Source organism: Treponema denticola (assembly GCF_024181405.1).
GTDB lineage: Bacteria > Spirochaetota > Spirochaetia > Treponematales > Treponemataceae > Treponema_B > Treponema_B denticola_D.
In genome coordinates, this window is record NZ_CP051302.1 from 788,813 (window position 1) to 804,943 (window position 16,131).

The window sequence follows — 16,131 nt, forward strand, 5'->3', positions numbered from 1 at the left end:
TGGTTGGCGATGCTTTTAGCTATACAATATCCTTCATGGCTTCATCCCGAAATTATTCCGGGGCTGCCTTTTTTAAGATGGTACGGTCTTATGTATCTTGTTGCCTTTGGAATAGCCTATTTTTTGTTTTCTTATCAGGTAAGGAATGGCGAATTTGAGCGATATTCCGGCTGTCAAAAAGCTATGACACAAGATGATATTGCAGACCTTTTTATCTGGGGAATTTTAGGGCTTATTTTGGGTGCGCGAATTTTCGGAACCTTGGTCTATAACCCTGAAACTTACTTAAAAGCGCCTTGGCTTATTTTTTGGCCATTTGCAAGGGATGGAGCCGGAAATCTAACCTTTACGGGCTTTCAAGGTATGTCCTATCACGGAGGCTTTATAGGCGGTTTTTTTGGGGTCGTCCTCTGGACAAAAAAATCTAAATTTAAATTTGCGGCAGTTGCAGACCTTATGGCCGTTTCAATTCCTCTAGGCTACACCTTCGGACGTCTCGGTAACTTTGCAAACGGTGAGCTTTACGGCCGCATAACGACGAGCAAGATAGGAATGATTTTTCCTCAAACTCCAATTTCCGACCGATTTTATCTGGCCGAAAGTTGGGTCAGGGATTTTGCAGAACAAGCAGGTTTGCTTGTACAGGATGGAGCCTCTATGATAAATCTGCCCCGCCATCCGAGCCAGCTCTATGAGGCCTTTTTTGAAGGGATTATTCTTTGGCTTATCTTATGGCTGCTTCGCAAGAAGAAGCCCTTTGACGGCTTTTTGGTTTGTGTTTATACATTGGGCTACGGCTTTTTTAGATTTTTTATCGAATATTTCCGCCAGCCGGATGCCAATAAGGGCTATCCCATTTCGTTTGGGACAGGGGCCGCCAATATTTATGTTTATGAATCATGGAAAAACATATCTACCGGACAAATTCTATGTAGTTTGATGATCTTAGCCTCTCTTGCTGCGATGTTAATTCTTTATTTGCAAGAAAAAAAGTTAAAAGAAAAAAAAGGAAAATAGATGGATAAAAAAAAGGACTTTAATTTTTGTATTGAAGAACTCGGCTTTTACCGTATTGCGGTTTCATCTCCTAAAATTTCTCTTGCAGACATAGAAGAAAATGTAAATCTTCATCTTCAAGAGATAAAAAGAGCCGAAAAAGATGGTGCAAACCTTATTCTTTTTCCTCGGCTTTCAATTACGGGGGCTTCCTTAGGTTCCGTTTTTAAACAGTCTCTTTTAATCGAAAAAGCCCTTGACGCGGTAAAGATATTAGCCGAAAAAACTAAGCAGTTTTCTATTGTGTCTGTTATCGGTTTTCCTTTTTTATATGGGCAAAATCTTTATGCTTGTTCGGCCGTAATCGAAAACGGAAAACTTATAGCTCTTGTTCCGCATCTTCCTTACGGATTTTTAAGTTCCTATTTTTGCGATTTTGAAGATGCTCCATGCCTGATTCCGCTTTGCGGAGAAAATATTCCCTTTGGAAAGGAATTTAAATTTATTGTAAGCTATAAGGATTCTTGCGGTTTTAACACAGGCTTTTCATTTTCGTTTGATTCTTCTTCTTGTGCCGACCTTATTTTAAATCCTCTTGCAGAGCCTTCAAAGCCTCTTGGTTCTTCTGCTATGCGGCAGGGGTATAAGGCTCTTTCAGCCGCAAAAAAATCGGCCATTGCTTTTGCAAACTGCGGAATGGGGGAGTCGGTTTCGGATTATGTTTTTGCAGGTGAATGCGGGATTTTTGAAAACGGAAAAGAACTTGAGTTTACATCATTTGCAAAAGATTTTTACATAGCTTCCGACATTGATACGGAATTTTTAAAAGGGCAAAAATTAAGCTCAAGGCTTTCGAAAACTTCTGATTCCGATTGGGAAATTGTAATCGAAAAAGAACGCTTTAATACCAAGAAGACCTTAAACTATCATGTACAAAAAAATCCTTTTTTACCTGATTGTGATGAACTTCATAAAAAGTTTATCTATAAGAATTTCTTTTCGGAGCTTATTTTCTTTCAAAGCTCTGCCCTTGCAAGGCGGCTTCAGTGTATAGGGTGTTCAAAGTGCCTTGTAGGTATTTCCGGAGGCTTGGATTCTTCTTTGGCCCTCCTTGCAAGTGCCTATGCCCTTAAACTTTTAAATATTGATTTTAAAAATCTTTATGCCGTTACTATGCCGGGTTTCGGCACGACCGAAAAAACAAAGAACAATGCTTCGGTTCTTGCAAAGACCTTGGGCTGTACGCTTTTGGAAATCCCTATTGAAAAGGCTATGATGCAGCACTTTTCCGACATAGGTCAGGATATCGATAATCATGATATTGCTTATGAAAATGCCCAAGCCCGTGAAAGAACTCAAATTTTGATGGATAAGGCAAACCAAATCGGCGGTATAATGGTGGGCTCGGGAGACCTCTCTGAGTCGGCCTTGGGATGGATGACCTACGGAGGGGATCAGATGTCGATGTACGAGGTCAACTCCTCAATTCCAAAGACTCTTCTAAAAGATTGTATACTTGCCTTTGCCGAAAATAAGATTTTTTTTGAAGATGAAAAGAAAAATTCCGCATTTTTTGAGCTTCTATCAAATATAATAAATACGCCTGTAAGTCCGGAACTTCTTCCGCCTGAAAACGGAGAAATTTCTCAAAAAACCGAGGATATACTAGGTCCCTATGAACTTCACGATTTCTTTATTTATCATGCAATAGGAAACGGTTTTTCGCCTAAAAAGGTTTATTTTCTTGCTTGTGAAGCCTTTAAGAATTCCTCTTATTCCAAGGCCGATATTTTAAAATGGCTGAGCCTTTTTTACAAAAGATTTTTCTCCCAGCAGTTTAAAAGATCCTGCAGTCCCGAGGGGGCTTCGGTTACCGGTTTTTCCCTTTCTCCCCGAGGTGAATGGCTTATGCCGTCCGAAATATCTGCAAAAATATGGCTGACAGAGCTTGAATTTTTACTCAAAATTATGTAACATAAACAACATGTTGATGGCGTTTTTGAACTGGATAGGTAACTATATAACTTATTTCCCACTTGTGGCTTTTATAGGTCTGCTCCTCGGAGGCTTTAATCTACCTATTTCTGAAGATGTACTTGTTGCAATGTCTGCTTTTCTTTCTCACGATAAAAAAGCTTCCATCCCGCATTTTTTGTCGGCCCTTTATGCAGGGGCGATAATAAGTGATTGTATGGTTTACTTGTGGGGAAGACTTATTGCAAAAGGGACTATATCTATCCGGCTTTTTTCTAAGATTATCACAAAAGAAAATACCTACCGCCTTTTAAAGGCCCTGCAAAAACATGGGATTTTTACCTACATCGTTTGCCGCTTTATCCCCTTTGGAGTCCGAAATGCGGTATCAATGACTAGCGGCTTCGTAAAATATCCCTTTTATAAATTTTTTATCTATGATTCAATCGCTGCAATATGTAATATTACCGTATTATACAGCCTTGTTTACTGTTTCGGCAGGAGAGGAGGCGATTTTATGAAGATATTCGGAATCGTAATGTTTGTCCTTTTCTTGGCTGCCGGTGCCTATCTTGTAACTTCGGGAAAGCTTTTTACATTTGCCGATAAAAAACTCGACCAAGAAAAAAAATAAAGGGGACCTCGAAAAACTTCAGTTTTTTGAGGTTTTCCTTGATGTTAATTAAAAATTATTCCGATTTAAACACTCGCTTCCAATTTGGAAGCTGCCTCTGCCCAGATTTCCGAAAGTTCCTCAGCCCTTGCCCTTAGCTCTTCTATTTTTTTCTGAACAGCCCTGCTTTTTTCGCCGTTGGAGTATACTTCGGGCTCGGCGAGGAGGGCTTCATTTTCTGCTATCTCCGTTTCGCATTTTTCTATTTCGTTTAAAAGTCTTTCTTCTTCTTTTTCTAATTTTCTTCTTTCCGAGCGGAGCCGTTTTTGTTCCTCGTAAGATAGGTTGGCAGAAGTATTTGGCGTATCGGTTTTTCTTATAGCCTCGTTTTTGTTTTCGGCCTCCTCTTGTTCGATCCGATAAAGATAATAATCGTAGCTTCCCGGAAAATTTCTGATTCTTGAGGGATTTAAGCCTTCTTCATCAGCCTTTAGTTCCAATACCCTTGTTGCAAGGTCCTGTATGAAGCCCTTATCGTGAGATACAAAGACTACGGTTCCGTCAAATCGTTTTAAGGCATCCAAGAGCACATCCTTTGAATGTAAATCCAAATGGTTTGTGGGCTCATCCAAGATTAAAAGGTTCAAGGGCTTTAAAAGAAGAAGGAGGAGGGCAAGCCTCGATTTTTCTCCTCCCGATAGGACCGAAAGGCTTTTATAAATATCGTCCCCTCGGAATAAAAAGGCTGCAAGCATATCGTAAAGCTTAGGAACAAGATCGGTCGGAGCCGAGCGTTCGAGAAGGTCTATTATGCTTTCGTTCCCCGTAATGGTCTCGGATTCATCTTGCGAAAAATAGCCCATTTTAACTCCGGCCCCTTCTTTTAAGCTCCCTGTAAAGTTTTTATCCTCTCCTGCAAGAATACGCAGAAGGGTCGATTTTCCTGCTCCGTTTTTTCCTGCCAAAACAAGGCGTTCTCCCTTTTCGACGATTAAATCCAAATTTTCGATTACCCTATGAAGGCCGCCGGTTTGACTATACGCCTTGCTTATTCCTTCTGCCTGAAGGACTATCTTTCCCGAATGGGGTGCCGGAGGAAAGCTGAAGCGGATTTTTTTTAGGTGTTCGGGAAGCTCTATTCTTTCCATTTTTTCGAGCCGCCTTATTCTGTCCTGCACCAAGGCTGCGCGGCTTTCGGTATATCTGAATTTACGGATAAAGTCTTCGGTTTTGGCTATTTCTTCCTGCTGCTGTTCATAAGCCTTTATGAGGCCTTCGACTTCAATAGTTCTTATCCTCTCATAATCGCTGTAGGTTCCCTTATATTTTTTTAAGGTTCCTTTAAAAAGCTCGTAAGTTTCGGTTACAGTTTGATCCAAAAAGTATCGGTCATGGCTTACAAGCAAAAAGCCTCCCTTAAATTTTTTAAGCCAAAGCTCAAGCCAAGATCGGGCTTCGATATCGAGGTAGTTTGTGGGTTCGTCAAGCACAATTATGTCGGCATTTTGTAAAAGAACCTTTGCAAGGGCTATACGCATTTGCCAGCCGCCCGAAAATTCTTCCGTGTTCTTATTAAAATCCGCTGAAGAAAAGCCCAAGCCTCGTAAGGTTTCGTCAATAAGCCCCTTTTTTGAATTCCAGCCGGAATTGTCAAGCCTTGTCTGCAAGGCATGATAATCGTTTGCCAATGTGAGGAGTTTTTGCTCATCTTTTTCGGTTTTCATTTTTTCGCCGATCTCATCCATGGCCTTGATAATATCGTAGCCGTAGGCAAAGGCTGTTTCGGCCTCTTCCGCCAAGGTTTTGCCCTTGTGGACGATTCCCGATTGAGGAAGATAGGCTATTGACGTATCTTTTTCTGAGGCTATATCCCCTGAATCCGCCTTTATTTGACCGGCAACAATCTTCATTAAGGTAGACTTTCCGCAGCCGTTTGCTCCGGTAAGAGCCGCCTTTGTTCCGGCTGTTAAGATGAGGGTTATATCTTTTAAAATGTCCCTGTCCCCAAAGGCGAGGGAAATCTTTGAAAGCTGTATAAAGGGCATGGCTTTAGTTTGCTGCAAAGAATACGATTACCGGATCTAAACTTCGGCGTGTTACAATATTATCCTTTATACTTGAAGACTCTACAGCTTCAAGGCGGAGTCCCTTGGACGAAATACTGTACATAAATACAACCGGCTCAGGATTTTTTTCAAATTTAAAACTTAAAACACCTTCATAGTCGGATAAAAGTTTTTTGTCCAAAAAATGTTTTAAGCTTACTTTTCCTGAAGATCCTGCTCCCGAAGGTATAATGGAGGGGGAAAGAAGGTTATAACCGCTCCAAATAAATTGACCTTCAGGCAGTATTTTCAACGACCCGAAATTTTCCGATGTAAATTCGGATGAAGTTTTGGCTATCTTTTGTATGACTGCCTCTCTTCTTTTTATTTCGTTATTGATAATATTTTCCGGTGTGGCATTTAGGGTGATAAAGTTTTCCTGCCTGAGTTTTCCGTTATTATCGGAAAATTCGAGAGTGATGATATCCTTACCCCTTATCTGCATCGAAAGGTTGGTGCCCTCAAAGAGGTATTTGTTTCCGATTTTGACAACCTTCGTATATGGAAAAGAAAGCCTTGTGTTTTGAAGTTCGACCCTTGCAATACCTGACCGTAGACCGGGGAAGAAGCCCCAAGTAAGGCTTATTTTATCGAGATCAACCTGCCTGTTGTTTATCATCTTTCGGTAATTTTCGGGATACCAAAATTCGTTTAGAACCGCCTCAAGCTCTTCATCTTTTTCTTGTGCTAAATTTGTGTTTTCGGAGGATTCGCTTTCTCTTTCATCATAGATGCTTAGATTATATGAAAAGCACCAACCTCTTACGCCGTCCTCGGTTATAACCTCATACCACTGGCCATCCATCGGCTTTCCGCCCTTTAAAACGGGAACTCCTTCTCCGAACCAAAGAATCTTTACAAGTTGTCCTAATTTTAATCGGTAAACCTGATTTGAGGTATTGTCGGGGTTTGACCGCATCGGAAGACCATCCAACTTAACCCTTGCATAAGCGTGTTTATGTTCGCTTAACCTTGCCTGAAATCCGGCGGCATCTTTTTTTGACTCAAAAAAGGTAATCTGCCAAAGAGGAATCTCGACCCTGACTGCCGTTTTTTCGTTGAGGCCTACAATGTAAACCTTTTCAATATTCGATTTTACATAAACCGGAATTATATCTCCTGCAGTAAGGTTATATTCGGGAATTGACCAGTTTACTACACCGTAACCCAGTCTTTTTGAACATGAGCTAAAAAAAAGAGCTGACGACGCAGCAATCACTGCGATAAAAATAAAAAGCTTTCGTTTTTGAAAAAAATTATTCATGCAAATACCTCAAAATATTTCTTAAAATATTTTTTTATAGAACATAGTTGACTCCGGCCTTCCACATATCGAGGCATAGTCTTGTGCGTTCTTTTTCTTCTTCCGAATCCCTTTCTCTTATAACTACATTATTTTCGGGATGCGGCATGAGGCCAAGCACATTTCCCTTAGTATTGCATATGCCGGCTATATCGGCAAGAGATCCGTTAGGATTAAAAGGATACTCTCCGTTTGCGGGAATACTTTTTTCGGCATCTTTTCCTCCGTAAACCAGAGCAATCTGTCCTTTTTCGAACAAGTCATCGAGAGTTTTTTGAGAGTCGGTCAAAAACCGTCCTTCACCGTGGGCTATGGGACAGTGTATATTGCCCTTTAGGTCCTTTGTCCAGATACAGTTTGATTTTTGGGGAATCATAGTTGTAAACCGGCACTCAAATCTGCCTTGTTTATTGTAGGTTAGGGTGGCCTGCCTGTTTTTATAGCCGTCTTTATCTAAAATTACCTTTCCTTCTTTTTCTTTTCCGGGGAGGATGCCTGATTTTACCAAAACCTGAAAACCGTTGCAAATACCTATGACCGGCTTTCCTGCCGCTACGAATTCGCTTACCTCGTCAAAAAAGTAATTGCTTAAATCAAGGGCAAAAAGTTTGCCTGCACCAAGAGCGTCTGCATATGAAAAGCCGCCGGGAATTACAAGAATTGAATAATCCTTCCAATTTTTTTCTTTTGCTTTAAGTTTGTTTATATGTACAATCTCGGGTTCTGCTCCGGCAAGTTCTAAGGCTCTTGCCGCATCTCCGTCTCTATTGGTGCCTGTTGCGTGTAATACTAGGGCTCTGGGTTTCATCATCATTCTTCCTCACCGTGTTCGAATAAAAATAAATTTTTAATTTGATAAAAATTTGAAGTGTCCAAAGGAGATTTTACCATGTCTTCTGCCGTTAACTCAATATCGAATGAAAAATTAGTCGGATCAAAGCCTTCTTTTTCGGCTTTAAGGACAAAAATAAACTTTTCCGTATCTCCTGCATTCTTTGCGGGAATCGCTATGGGACAAAATGTATAAGCTCCGGGTGTCTTTTCCGATATTGTATAAGGATTGTCCCAAAGGATGTTCATCTGAGGTACCAGCTCTCCGTTCATTTTAAGGCTTACCGTAGCATCTTCCATCGGTCTAAAATTGCTTCCGTTTAAAATATTGCCTGTTATGGCAGGAAAATTAAAAACGGGTATGTTTTCGGTTTCGAATATGGGTTCATGGTCATGAGGCCTTTTTGTAGAAAGAACCCTGTGCATACCTTCAATTACCAAACTTGTAATATCGGCCATAATCTGGATCTTTTCGGTTTTTTCGAATTTTAAAAAGTGGGCGAGACCTCTTCCCGATTTTATATATCGGGGTTTAACCCGGTTGAGTACATAGCACATGGTGTCAACTCTGCATTGCATACAGCTGCATGTAAGCCAGCTTTCTTTTTTTTCTTCGGCTTCATCAAATAGTTTGTTGACTTCGGTATATACCAAGTCTTCCATAACGTTATGAATGATCATAAATACTCTCCTTAGGTTAATCGGCATATCGGTACCAACCTATTTTACCCTATATTTAAAAAATCGGCAAGGTTGTTTGATGAAGATTTGCGGTTTTTTTATAAATTTTATCAGAAACTGCTATCCTTATTTTTCTTAAAGAAGGTACGAGAGTTTTTATAAATTCTTTTGAGAAAACGGTGGAGCTTTCACTGAATATCTTTTTTTCATCTTCTATAAAAAGATCGGATTCAAAAGAAATACGTTCAGGTATATCTATAATAATGTCTTCACTGCCTATTTTGCTCCCCGTTTTATTTGAAAAATATTCAGCCAAGGTTTCTTCTGCTGCTCGGCGTTTATGCAGGTCTTCCAAGTTTCGGTGTCCGGGATTATCGCTTTGAAAGGCTTCCTCGGCTATTATGCGATATATTTTACCCAGTTTTAAGTCTTCTGCTAATTTTTTTTCGGGGTAATTGCTTTTTTCTAAAAGCCTGAAAATGCCATCATCATCTTGGTGGTACAGGTCTTGAGGCGAGAATTCCGACCTTTCCAGTCCCGCAAATATGGCTTTTTTCATCATAGCCGTTGCAATCCGCACATCTTTGTGCCAGTAAACCGATTTATACATAAGATATTTTGAAAATAAGATGCTCTCAACGCTTAAGATTGCCTTAGATTCTATTTTTGTTCCGTTTTTTTTATCGGGGAGAAGCTGTGAAAGGATAAAATCGGTATCCTGAATCCCGTAAGGAACCCCGCAATAAAAGGCATCCCTATTAAGGTAGTCTAATTTATCCGGGTCTAATACGCCTGAAAGAAGTTTTTGAAAAAAAACGGTTTCCGAGTCCTCTTTGCCTTTGCCTGTTATTATAGCGGCCGTCTGCTCAGGGTCTGCACCTGTTTTGGCTGCTGCAGAACGTAAAGGCTCTTTTAAGATAAGCTCTCCGGTAAGTTCCTCATGCTCTTTTAGCTTTAATTCTTTAAGAGAATGAGTAAAAGGAAAGTGGCCTAGGTCATGGAGTAGGGCTGCCGTTAAAAAAGACATAGCTCCTTCTTTTGAAACCCAAGAATCCGCTCCTTTTTTTAACAAAATATTGAGCATTTTTAGGGCTATGTTGTAAACTCCTATGCTGTGTCCTGCTCTCGTATGACTTGCACCGGGGTAAACAAGTTCTGCAGGGCCCAGCTGCTTTATATTGTATAAACGCATAAAAGAGTCTGTCTTTGTTACGGCATATAACTCATCATTCATCCATATGTGCTTCCATATGGGATCGCGGATAGGCTTTGAAAAATCGGTTAATTCGGTCATAAGGTAATTGATATTCTAACATAAATTTGGTATAATGTCGATAACAGGGATTTTATATTTAATACCCCTGTAGAAACGGATTGAATTTGCCGATACTCACTATGTGTTCTTATTTTTTGTAGAAAATATTGTTTTTTGTTTGACAAATAATGTTTTTTACAATATAATACAACACAGAGTTTGAAACGAAACAAAAGGAGTTATAAATGAAACATGGCGGTTTAGTTTTTGCGGGCATTGCTTTAATGTTGTTGTTCGCTTTTGCACCTTTAACGGCGCAGCAAGGTTCGATTAATTATCAAACTTATATGGTCGATACATTTGATAATCCTGACGGCCAAGATTGGGCTTATCAGGCTGTTGGAAGTAAATTTATTACTGAGGGATATCCCAAGGTTCAATATCTTAACGGAATGCCTCATGCAGTAAAGGTAATGCATGATGATGCTGAAAAAGCTAAATTTATTGGGCTTGAGTTTAAATTTAACCGAAAAGGTGATAACTGGGTAGATGTTGTTCCCTCCAAAGACGGTAAACCCTATGAAATTCCCTTTAAAGGAAATGTTCACCGATTGGATATGTGGGTTTGGGGTGCCGGATATTATTATAACATAGAAATTCTCGTTCGGGATTGTGAAGGAAGGACTCATGTTCTCCCCCTAGGTTATGTTAACTTTAAAGGTTGGAAAAATATGCATGTGACTGTTCCTACAAATATACCTCAGGCATCCAGATATATTGGAAATAAAAATAAGATGACTTTTGTAGCTTTTAGAATCAGAACTGCTCCTTTTGAAAGAGTTGATTCATTTAAGATATTTTTTGATGAATTTAAAGCCCTGACGGATGTCTATGTCGATTCTTATGACGGCTACGAATTGGCTGATCAATCTTTTGACGGTGAAAAAACCGAATAGGTTCAGCGTGGAGGTTAGATAATGAAAAAGAGTATAGCTATAATTTTGTTTTTGGTAGGTTTTGTTGCATTTTCTTTTGCCCAGCAAAATAATAATGATTTTTCTACAATAGATGCTGCCGATCCTAATAAAGTCGGCGTTGATACTGCAGAGCAGAGAATTAAAGAAGTTTCTATTGAAAAATTTGAAAGTGAAGGTACTTGGTACGCAATGATGTCTGCCGATGAAGGTGTAATACGCGCCAGACTTTTTAACGGTAATCCTCTGAATAAGAAGCCTATTCCTGCAGAGGAAGGACTTGAACTTCCAGATGAAAAAGTTCTTGGTGTAAAGGTTTCTTTTTATCGACGCGGTTATAACTCCTTTGAAGTTCATGCAACAAAGGCTCTCCCTGTAGAAGGAATCGCAAAAACTGCAAGTGTTTGGGTTGTAGGCCGAAGTTATCCCCACACAATGAAATTAATAGTAGAAGATTTTTGGGGAAAAAGATTTGAGCTTTATGTTGGAAAACTAAATCATTCCGGTTGGAAGCTTATGACTGTCGCTATTCCCCCGCAGAACTCTGCCGGAAAGACAGGTATCATCCAAAAGGATTATCACTACGGCACAAGCATGGGGCTTAAGATTGTAGGTTTCCGAATTGAATGTGATCCTGAAGAGGCCTATGGTCATTATTACATCTACTTTGATGACCTTCGCGTTGTAAGCGACTTATACGAAGTTGATATGCGCGATAAGGACGATATGTCTGATAACTGGTAAAATTATACCTGATAATTTTACCTTGAAACTTTAAGTTTTATCATAAAAAGGTTAAAAACTCCTTCGGATGTTTTTAACCTTTTTTTATTTTTACTAAAGGCTGCAAGTCGGTAAAAGAGTTTTATAGGTATCCTTTAATCTAAATCTTTTTATAAAGTTTAAACCTTCCTTTTTTGTCTTCAGAGCTTGTCAGTCCTGCCTTGCATAAAAACCGGCTTGTATAAGAAGTATATTTTTTTGCTCCGATATTTTTTATGTCTTGGTTTGTAAATTCTTCGGGAAGAAGGTCTAAGACCTTTTTGCATATAGCCTTCATATTCTTATAATCTTCAGTGCTGTGTATTTCGATGAGTTTTTTATTTATGATTCCGGGGCGGTAAGCCCTTCTTTTTTTAGGCCCTGTATCAGCTTTTATAATCTCGCAGCTTATATATACAAGTTTAAAACTCAAGTTTTTATTATCTATCAGATGATAAAGGCCGGAAAGCTCTCTAAAAATTTGAAAAAATGAGCCGTGTTTAGGGCTTTTTCTCCTGTGTCTTGTTGAGCCGTCTTCATTTAAGACCTGTATATAGGCATCGACAGCTATAGGGTAGATTATTAAAACCTTGTGAGAAGGTAAAAATTTTTCTAACTTTACTCTTAGGGCACTTAGATTTGAAGTTTGTATTTCTATTACTTGTTCCCCATTGCACAGAATATCACAAATGCTTCCTAAAAGCGGCTGTTCTGTTTTTCCGTTTTTTGGGCAAAAATGTTCTTTTAGACTTTTGTGCAAATCGCTTTCGTTATAGGTATTTATCATTTGTTGTAAAGAGTTTTCAGTTTTTAAACATAGTCTAAAAGCTCTTCAGCATCAAGTTGCTCAAGGATATATACGGTTTGTACTATTCCTCTTTCTTCTATTGTCTGCTTTCCTTGGACTTGATAAACTATCATTTTATTTGTAGGAAGCTGATGAGGCAGCTCGTTTCCGTTGATGTCTAAAAAGGCTCCTATGGATATGGGGCCTCCTATTTCTTGCTTTTCTCCGTCAGGGTAAACGATATAATATTCATACAGGGTCATAGGAGGAGTTTACACTCTTTTTAAGTCCTTGTCAATTTAGTTGAAAATTTTACTTTTTCTTCCGTTATCTTATTTACATTTTTTTTTGAAAGGGGTAGTATTTACGGATATGAATAAATTGGCTGAATTCCTTCCCGCTTTTATGCACTTTTCACGGCTTGAAAATACAAATCTTATTTTACTTTTAGGCATAATATTGCTTTTAGGTGCTCTTGGAGGAACTGTTTTTAAAAAACTAAAAATTCCTCAGGTTGTAGGTTATATTGTAATCGGCATAATAATAGGGCAGTCCGGTTTTCAGATTTTATCGGCTCAAATAATTACTGCCTTGGATCCCTTATCGAGTATCGCTTTAGCTCTTATCGGCTTTTTAATAGGAGGGGAGTTAAAAACCAAGGTAATCAAAAAATATGGAACCCAGTTTGTCGGTATATTGATTTTTGAGTCCATAGTTCCTTTTATAACTGTATCTATCGTAATTTCCCTTGTTGCATATTTTGTTACAAAGAATTTTGCCGCTTCCATTTCTTTAGGCTTAATCTTGGGCTCCATATCTTCTGCGACGGCTCCTGCGGCAACTACGGATGTTTTACGCGAAAACAGAACAAAAGGCCCCTTAACAACTACTGTTCTAGGTATTGTTGCAATGGATGATGCCGTTGCCCTTGTGTTATATGCCCTTGCTTCTTCAATAGCTGCTTCTCTTTTGGGAGCTCAAACGGCAAGTTTCGGAAAACAAATCCTTTTACTTCTTTATAATATTTTCGGATCTATCTGTTTGGGAAGCCTGATAGGCTTTTTGCTAAGTTTGATTATCAGAAATATGATGACGGATTCAGGCAGAATTTTGGGCTTTTCATTGGGCAGCCTCCTTCTTTCTACCGGTATTGCTTATCTTCTTGGTCTGGATACTATCTTAGCTGCAATGGCCTTAGGCTTTTTTATGGTTAATTTTGCTCCTGCAAAAACCCGTTCCACTTTTACTTTAGTAGAAAATTTTACCCCTCCCATCTATGTGCTTTTTTTCGTTTTGGTTGGGGCAAAATTGAACATTTGGAATGTAACGCCCTTTGTAGGCCTTTTGGCTCTTTTATATGTTATTTTACGCACATGCGGAAAGACAATAGGTGCTATTTTAGGTTCCATTCTTACAAAAGCGCCTGAAACCGTAAAGAAATACTTGCCGTTTTGCCTGTTAAGTCAGGCCGGTGTTGCCATCGGCCTTTCAATTTCGGCAGGTCAGGATTTTTCGGATACCATAGGGCCTACAATCCTGCTTATAGTTACGGCCACAACCTTTATAGTTCAACTGGCCGGACCTATTTTTGTAAAATACGGGGTAAAAAAATCGGGAGAATGCGGGCTTGATGTTACCGAAGAGGATTTGATTACTACATTATCTCTTGGGGATGTTATGTTGAACGGCAAGGCTATATGTTCTCCCGAATCTCCTGCCATCATTTCTGAAAATATGCCCTTAAATGTGATAATAAATTCTTTTAGCCATAGTCCGAACCTAAATTATGCGGTCAAAGGTGATGACGGAAGGCTTACAGGTGTAATAAGTTTGGAACATTTAAAAGAAGCCTTGACAATGACTGCTATCTATGACTGTGTTTTTGCCATGGACATAATGCAGCCTGCCGATATTGTCTGCTCTCAAAAAACAGGTCTAAAAGATCTATATGAACTTTATACCGAAAAAGATACCTACGCTATTCCTATAATCGGGGATAATGGCGAGCCTTTAGGTATGGCTGAAAAAGATGCTGTAGATCATTTTTTACACGGAAAAATAATAGAACTGCATAAAAATGCCTATGGTTTGGACTAAATGTAGGCATTTTGTTTTAAATAGCTTGTAACCTATTGAAAATATTTGTTTTTTGTTGTATTATCACGAAGTATTGAAGTTTTTCCGGCATTGGAATCTGTTTCGGCGATCTTTTGCAGGCGGCTGGTCATTTTTTTAAGATGAGCTTTTTTATAAAAAATATAAAAAAGCAAAGGTTTTTTATGCTCTTTTGAAAAAAAAGCTTTTTTATGTGCAGAACTCTTTCAAGCTGACTGTAAAGGATATTTTTTAAGTAAATAGTATAGGGCCGTTATGCGTTTAGATGAAAGGTCGAAAGATATTATAGTAAATACTATTTGTAATAATTTTTCTGAAGTTTTTAAGATAATTCTTTTCGGTTCCCGTGCTGATGACGGTAAAAAAGGCGGAGATATAGACATCTTGGTTGAAACTCCTTCCGCCGCTTCTTTGGCGTTTACTGAAAAGATTAATGCATTAGCCGAAATTCAAGCCAAGCTAGGAGAACAGCGGATTGATCTTATCACTTCATGCGGGGTAGAGGATAAAAGGCTTATCGTAAAAAACGCCTATCGGGATGGAATTATTTTATGGGAGAAGTAGAGAGATTAAAGCTTATTTCTGCAAAACACGAGTGTGAAAAACACGAAGCGAGAATTTTAAAAGCTTTAGAAATTTTAAAACCTTCTTTTCCCCTTACCAAAAACAGTATAAATTCTTTTGGTGATGATAGGGTTGCCGTTTTAGATCAATTTTTATACAGGTTTGCAAAATTACAAGATTGTATCGGACTGAGATTAATTCCTGCTCTCTACGAGGCCTTAGAAAACGATGATAGAGCCCTAGCATTTATTGATATACTTAATAGACTTGAAAAATTAGGCTTATTGTCTTCCGTAAATGATTGGCAGTTTTTTAGGACTCTTAGGAATAATCTTGCCCACGAGTATCCCGAGCGGGAAGAAGATTTTGTTGAAGCTATAAACCTCCTTTTTTTTTCTTGGGAACGTTTTTATACCTTGTATCAGCCTCTTATAAAAGCAGCCGGCGATTTAATTGGAAGTTGAATTTGTAAGGAAGATTTATAATAATATATAATGACCAATACCGAAAATATACGCTGGAAACAGCGGTTTCAAAATTTTGAAAAAGCTTTTTTGCTCTTAAAAGAAATTGTTGAGTCGAAAGATAATTTATCCGAATATGAGGCTATTATTCAGGAGGGAATTGTACAGCGGTTTGAATATACTTTTGAACTTGCATGGAAAACTCTAAGGGATAAGATGGAGTTTGATGGCATTAGTTTTGAAAGAATATCGCCTAAGTATGTTTTTAAGGACGCTTATAAGAGTAAATATATAGATGATATTGATGTTTGGATTGAGATGACAAACAGCAGAAATCTTATGAGTCATACCTACGATTCTTTAAAACTTCCTGAAATATTAAAAAATATAAAAGAAACGTTTTATCCTGAAATGTTGAAAATGTACAATTATTTTAAGACTGAAATATAGTAGGGCTGCTATAAAGATCGGTATCTTGTATGAAGTTTGGATTAACGGAAGCTCAAGAAAAAATATTGATAGGTATTTTACAAAAATACATTAAAAGTGGAGAGGGAATAGTTTTCGGTTCCCGCGCAATGGGTACCAATACCGAAAGAAGCGATATAGATATAGCATTGAAGAATGTTGAATTTTTTTCGCCTTATTCACTATTTAGCCGATGTCATAATTTATGCGGATATTACTAACCCTGATTTGAAAGAGTA

At 38.6% G+C, this 16,131-nt stretch carries 17 protein-coding genes; 10 read left to right on the forward strand and 7 right to left on the reverse strand.

What is annotated here, in order from left to right; genetic code table 11:
* Nucleotides 1-9: 9 nt before the first annotated feature.
* The 3 genes from lgt to HGJ18_RS03605 are packed head-to-tail and all read left to right on the forward strand — an operon-like array spanning nucleotide 10 to nucleotide 3,604.
* Entirely contained in the window at nucleotides 10-1,017 is a 1,008-nt protein-coding gene (gene lgt, locus HGJ18_RS03595) for a prolipoprotein diacylglyceryl transferase (RefSeq protein ID WP_253697706.1), read from the forward strand.
* On the forward strand, nucleotides 1,018-2,970 hold the full coding sequence (locus HGJ18_RS03600; RefSeq protein WP_253697707.1) for an NAD(+) synthase: 1,953 nt from the start codon (nucleotides 1,018-1,020) through the stop codon (nucleotides 2,968-2,970). It begins immediately after the preceding gene.
* 10 nt (nucleotides 2,971-2,980) lie between these two features.
* Nucleotides 2,981-3,604, forward strand: a complete 624-nt coding sequence (locus tag HGJ18_RS03605; protein WP_366793397.1) for a DedA family protein — start codon at nucleotides 2,981-2,983, stop codon at nucleotides 3,602-3,604.
* A gap of 65 nt (nucleotides 3,605-3,669) precedes the next feature.
* On the opposite strand, the gene HGJ18_RS03610 is transcribed toward HGJ18_RS03605, so the two are convergent.
* Genes HGJ18_RS03610 through HGJ18_RS03630 form a run of 5 tightly spaced genes read right to left on the reverse strand, consistent with a single transcriptional unit; the run spans nucleotide 3,670 to nucleotide 9,797 of the window.
* Nucleotides 3,670-5,628 carry an ABC-F family ATP-binding cassette domain-containing protein gene (locus HGJ18_RS03610; RefSeq protein ID WP_253698312.1) on the reverse strand — a complete coding sequence of 653 codons (1,959 nt, stop codon included), beginning with the start codon at nucleotides 5,626-5,628 and terminating at the stop codon, nucleotides 3,670-3,672.
* 4 nt (nucleotides 5,629-5,632) lie between these two features.
* Entirely contained in the window at nucleotides 5,633-6,952 is a 1,320-nt protein-coding gene (locus HGJ18_RS03615; protein WP_253697708.1) for an SH3 domain-containing protein, read from the reverse strand.
* A 34-nt stretch (nucleotides 6,953-6,986) separates the two neighbouring features.
* A complete protein-coding gene (purQ, locus tag HGJ18_RS03620) occupies nucleotides 6,987-7,802 on the reverse strand; it encodes a phosphoribosylformylglycinamidine synthase I (protein WP_253697709.1) in 816 nt (271 codons plus the stop codon).
* Nucleotides 7,802-8,503: a late competence development ComFB family protein gene (locus HGJ18_RS03625; protein WP_253697710.1), complete on the reverse strand. Its 702-nt coding sequence runs from the start codon at nucleotides 8,501-8,503 to the stop codon at nucleotides 7,802-7,804. The genes purQ and HGJ18_RS03625 overlap by 1 nt, the downstream gene beginning before the upstream one ends.
* 55 nt (nucleotides 8,504-8,558) lie before the next feature.
* The gene (locus HGJ18_RS03630) at nucleotides 8,559-9,797 is read right to left on the reverse strand and encodes an HD domain-containing protein (RefSeq protein WP_253697711.1); all 1,239 of its coding nucleotides are present in this window, start codon (nucleotides 9,795-9,797) and stop codon (nucleotides 8,559-8,561) included.
* A 206-nt stretch (nucleotides 9,798-10,003) separates the two neighbouring features.
* Here HGJ18_RS03630 and HGJ18_RS03635 point away from each other — a divergent pair, with 206 nt between their 5' ends.
* Together HGJ18_RS03635 and HGJ18_RS03640 are read left to right on the forward strand one after the other, a co-directional pair.
* Complete coding sequence (locus HGJ18_RS03635; RefSeq protein WP_253697712.1) at nucleotides 10,004-10,714, forward strand: flagellar filament outer layer protein FlaA; 711 nt, start codon at nucleotides 10,004-10,006, stop codon at nucleotides 10,712-10,714.
* Between the two features lie 21 nt (nucleotides 10,715-10,735).
* On the forward strand, nucleotides 10,736-11,476 hold the full coding sequence (locus tag HGJ18_RS03640) for a flagellar filament outer layer protein FlaA (RefSeq protein WP_253697713.1): 741 nt from the start codon (nucleotides 10,736-10,738) through the stop codon (nucleotides 11,474-11,476).
* Between the two features lie 139 nt (nucleotides 11,477-11,615).
* Here HGJ18_RS03640 and HGJ18_RS03645 read toward each other — a convergent pair whose 3' ends face one another.
* Together HGJ18_RS03645 and HGJ18_RS03650 are read right to left on the reverse strand one after the other, a co-directional pair.
* Nucleotides 11,616-12,281, reverse strand: coding sequence for a DUF8091 domain-containing protein (locus HGJ18_RS03645; protein WP_253697714.1), 666 nt, complete (start codon nucleotides 12,279-12,281; stop codon nucleotides 11,616-11,618).
* Nucleotides 12,282-12,304: 23 nt separating this feature from the next.
* Nucleotides 12,305-12,544 carry a hypothetical protein gene (locus tag HGJ18_RS03650; protein ID WP_253697715.1) on the reverse strand — a complete coding sequence of 80 codons (240 nt, stop codon included), beginning with the start codon at nucleotides 12,542-12,544 and terminating at the stop codon, nucleotides 12,305-12,307.
* 109 nt (nucleotides 12,545-12,653) lie between these two features.
* Here HGJ18_RS03650 and HGJ18_RS03655 point away from each other — a divergent pair, with 109 nt between their 5' ends.
* From HGJ18_RS03655 to HGJ18_RS03675, 5 genes are all read left to right on the forward strand, one after another.
* Entirely contained in the window at nucleotides 12,654-14,378 is a 1,725-nt protein-coding gene (locus HGJ18_RS03655) for a cation:proton antiporter domain-containing protein (RefSeq protein ID WP_253697716.1), read from the forward strand.
* Nucleotides 14,379-14,651: 273 nt separating this feature from the next.
* Complete coding sequence (locus HGJ18_RS03660; RefSeq protein WP_253697717.1) at nucleotides 14,652-14,960, forward strand: nucleotidyltransferase domain-containing protein; 309 nt, start codon at nucleotides 14,652-14,654, stop codon at nucleotides 14,958-14,960.
* Nucleotides 14,948-15,424 carry a hypothetical protein gene (locus HGJ18_RS03665; protein WP_253697718.1) on the forward strand — a complete coding sequence of 159 codons (477 nt, stop codon included), beginning with the start codon at nucleotides 14,948-14,950 and terminating at the stop codon, nucleotides 15,422-15,424. The genes HGJ18_RS03660 and HGJ18_RS03665 overlap by 13 nt, the downstream gene beginning before the upstream one ends.
* A gap of 30 nt (nucleotides 15,425-15,454) precedes the next feature.
* Complete coding sequence (locus tag HGJ18_RS03670; protein WP_253697719.1) at nucleotides 15,455-15,874, forward strand: nucleotidyltransferase substrate binding protein; 420 nt, start codon at nucleotides 15,455-15,457, stop codon at nucleotides 15,872-15,874.
* A 29-nt stretch (nucleotides 15,875-15,903) separates the two neighbouring features.
* Nucleotides 15,904-16,113, forward strand: coding sequence for a nucleotidyltransferase domain-containing protein (locus tag HGJ18_RS03675; protein ID WP_253697720.1), 210 nt, complete (start codon nucleotides 15,904-15,906; stop codon nucleotides 16,111-16,113).
* Nucleotides 16,114-16,131 lie beyond the last annotated feature (18 nt).

Excerpts from the sequence above, each read along its gene's own strand:
- HGJ18_RS03610 (WP_253698312.1), bottom strand. The coding sequence starts at position 5,628 with ATGCCCTTTATACAGCTTTCAAAGATTTCCCTCGCCTTTGGGGACAGG.
- HGJ18_RS03600 (WP_253697707.1), top strand. The coding sequence starts at position 1,018 with ATGGATAAAAAAAAGGACTTTAATTTTTGTATTGAAGAACTCGGCTTT.
- HGJ18_RS03655 (WP_253697716.1), top strand. The coding sequence starts at position 12,654 with ATGAATAAATTGGCTGAATTCCTTCCCGCTTTTATGCACTTTTCACGG.
- HGJ18_RS03670 (WP_253697719.1), top strand. The coding sequence starts at position 15,455 with ATGACCAATACCGAAAATATACGCTGGAAACAGCGGTTTCAAAATTTT.
- HGJ18_RS03625 (WP_253697710.1), bottom strand. The coding sequence starts at position 8,503 with ATGATCATTCATAACGTTATGGAAGACTTGGTATATACCGAAGTCAAC.
- HGJ18_RS03675 (WP_253697720.1), top strand. The coding sequence starts at position 15,904 with ATGAAGTTTGGATTAACGGAAGCTCAAGAAAAAATATTGATAGGTATT.
- lgt (WP_253697706.1), top strand. The coding sequence starts at position 10 with ATGCTTTTAGCTATACAATATCCTTCATGGCTTCATCCCGAAATTATT.
- HGJ18_RS03615 (WP_253697708.1), bottom strand. The coding sequence starts at position 6,952 with ATGAATAATTTTTTTCAAAAACGAAAGCTTTTTATTTTTATCGCAGTG.
- HGJ18_RS03665 (WP_253697718.1), top strand. The coding sequence starts at position 14,948 with ATGGGAGAAGTAGAGAGATTAAAGCTTATTTCTGCAAAACACGAGTGT.
- HGJ18_RS03640 (WP_253697713.1), top strand. The coding sequence starts at position 10,736 with ATGAAAAAGAGTATAGCTATAATTTTGTTTTTGGTAGGTTTTGTTGCA.
- HGJ18_RS03605 (WP_366793397.1), top strand. The coding sequence starts at position 2,981 with ATGTTGATGGCGTTTTTGAACTGGATAGGTAACTATATAACTTATTTC.
- HGJ18_RS03630 (WP_253697711.1), bottom strand. The coding sequence starts at position 9,797 with ATGACCGAATTAACCGATTTTTCAAAGCCTATCCGCGATCCCATATGG.
- HGJ18_RS03650 (WP_253697715.1), bottom strand. The coding sequence starts at position 12,544 with ATGACCCTGTATGAATATTATATCGTTTACCCTGACGGAGAAAAGCAA.
- HGJ18_RS03635 (WP_253697712.1), top strand. The coding sequence starts at position 10,004 with ATGAAACATGGCGGTTTAGTTTTTGCGGGCATTGCTTTAATGTTGTTG.
- HGJ18_RS03645 (WP_253697714.1), bottom strand. The coding sequence starts at position 12,281 with ATGATAAATACCTATAACGAAAGCGATTTGCACAAAAGTCTAAAAGAA.
- purQ (WP_253697709.1), bottom strand. The coding sequence starts at position 7,802 with ATGATGAAACCCAGAGCCCTAGTATTACACGCAACAGGCACCAATAGA.
- HGJ18_RS03660 (WP_253697717.1), top strand. The coding sequence starts at position 14,652 with ATGCGTTTAGATGAAAGGTCGAAAGATATTATAGTAAATACTATTTGT.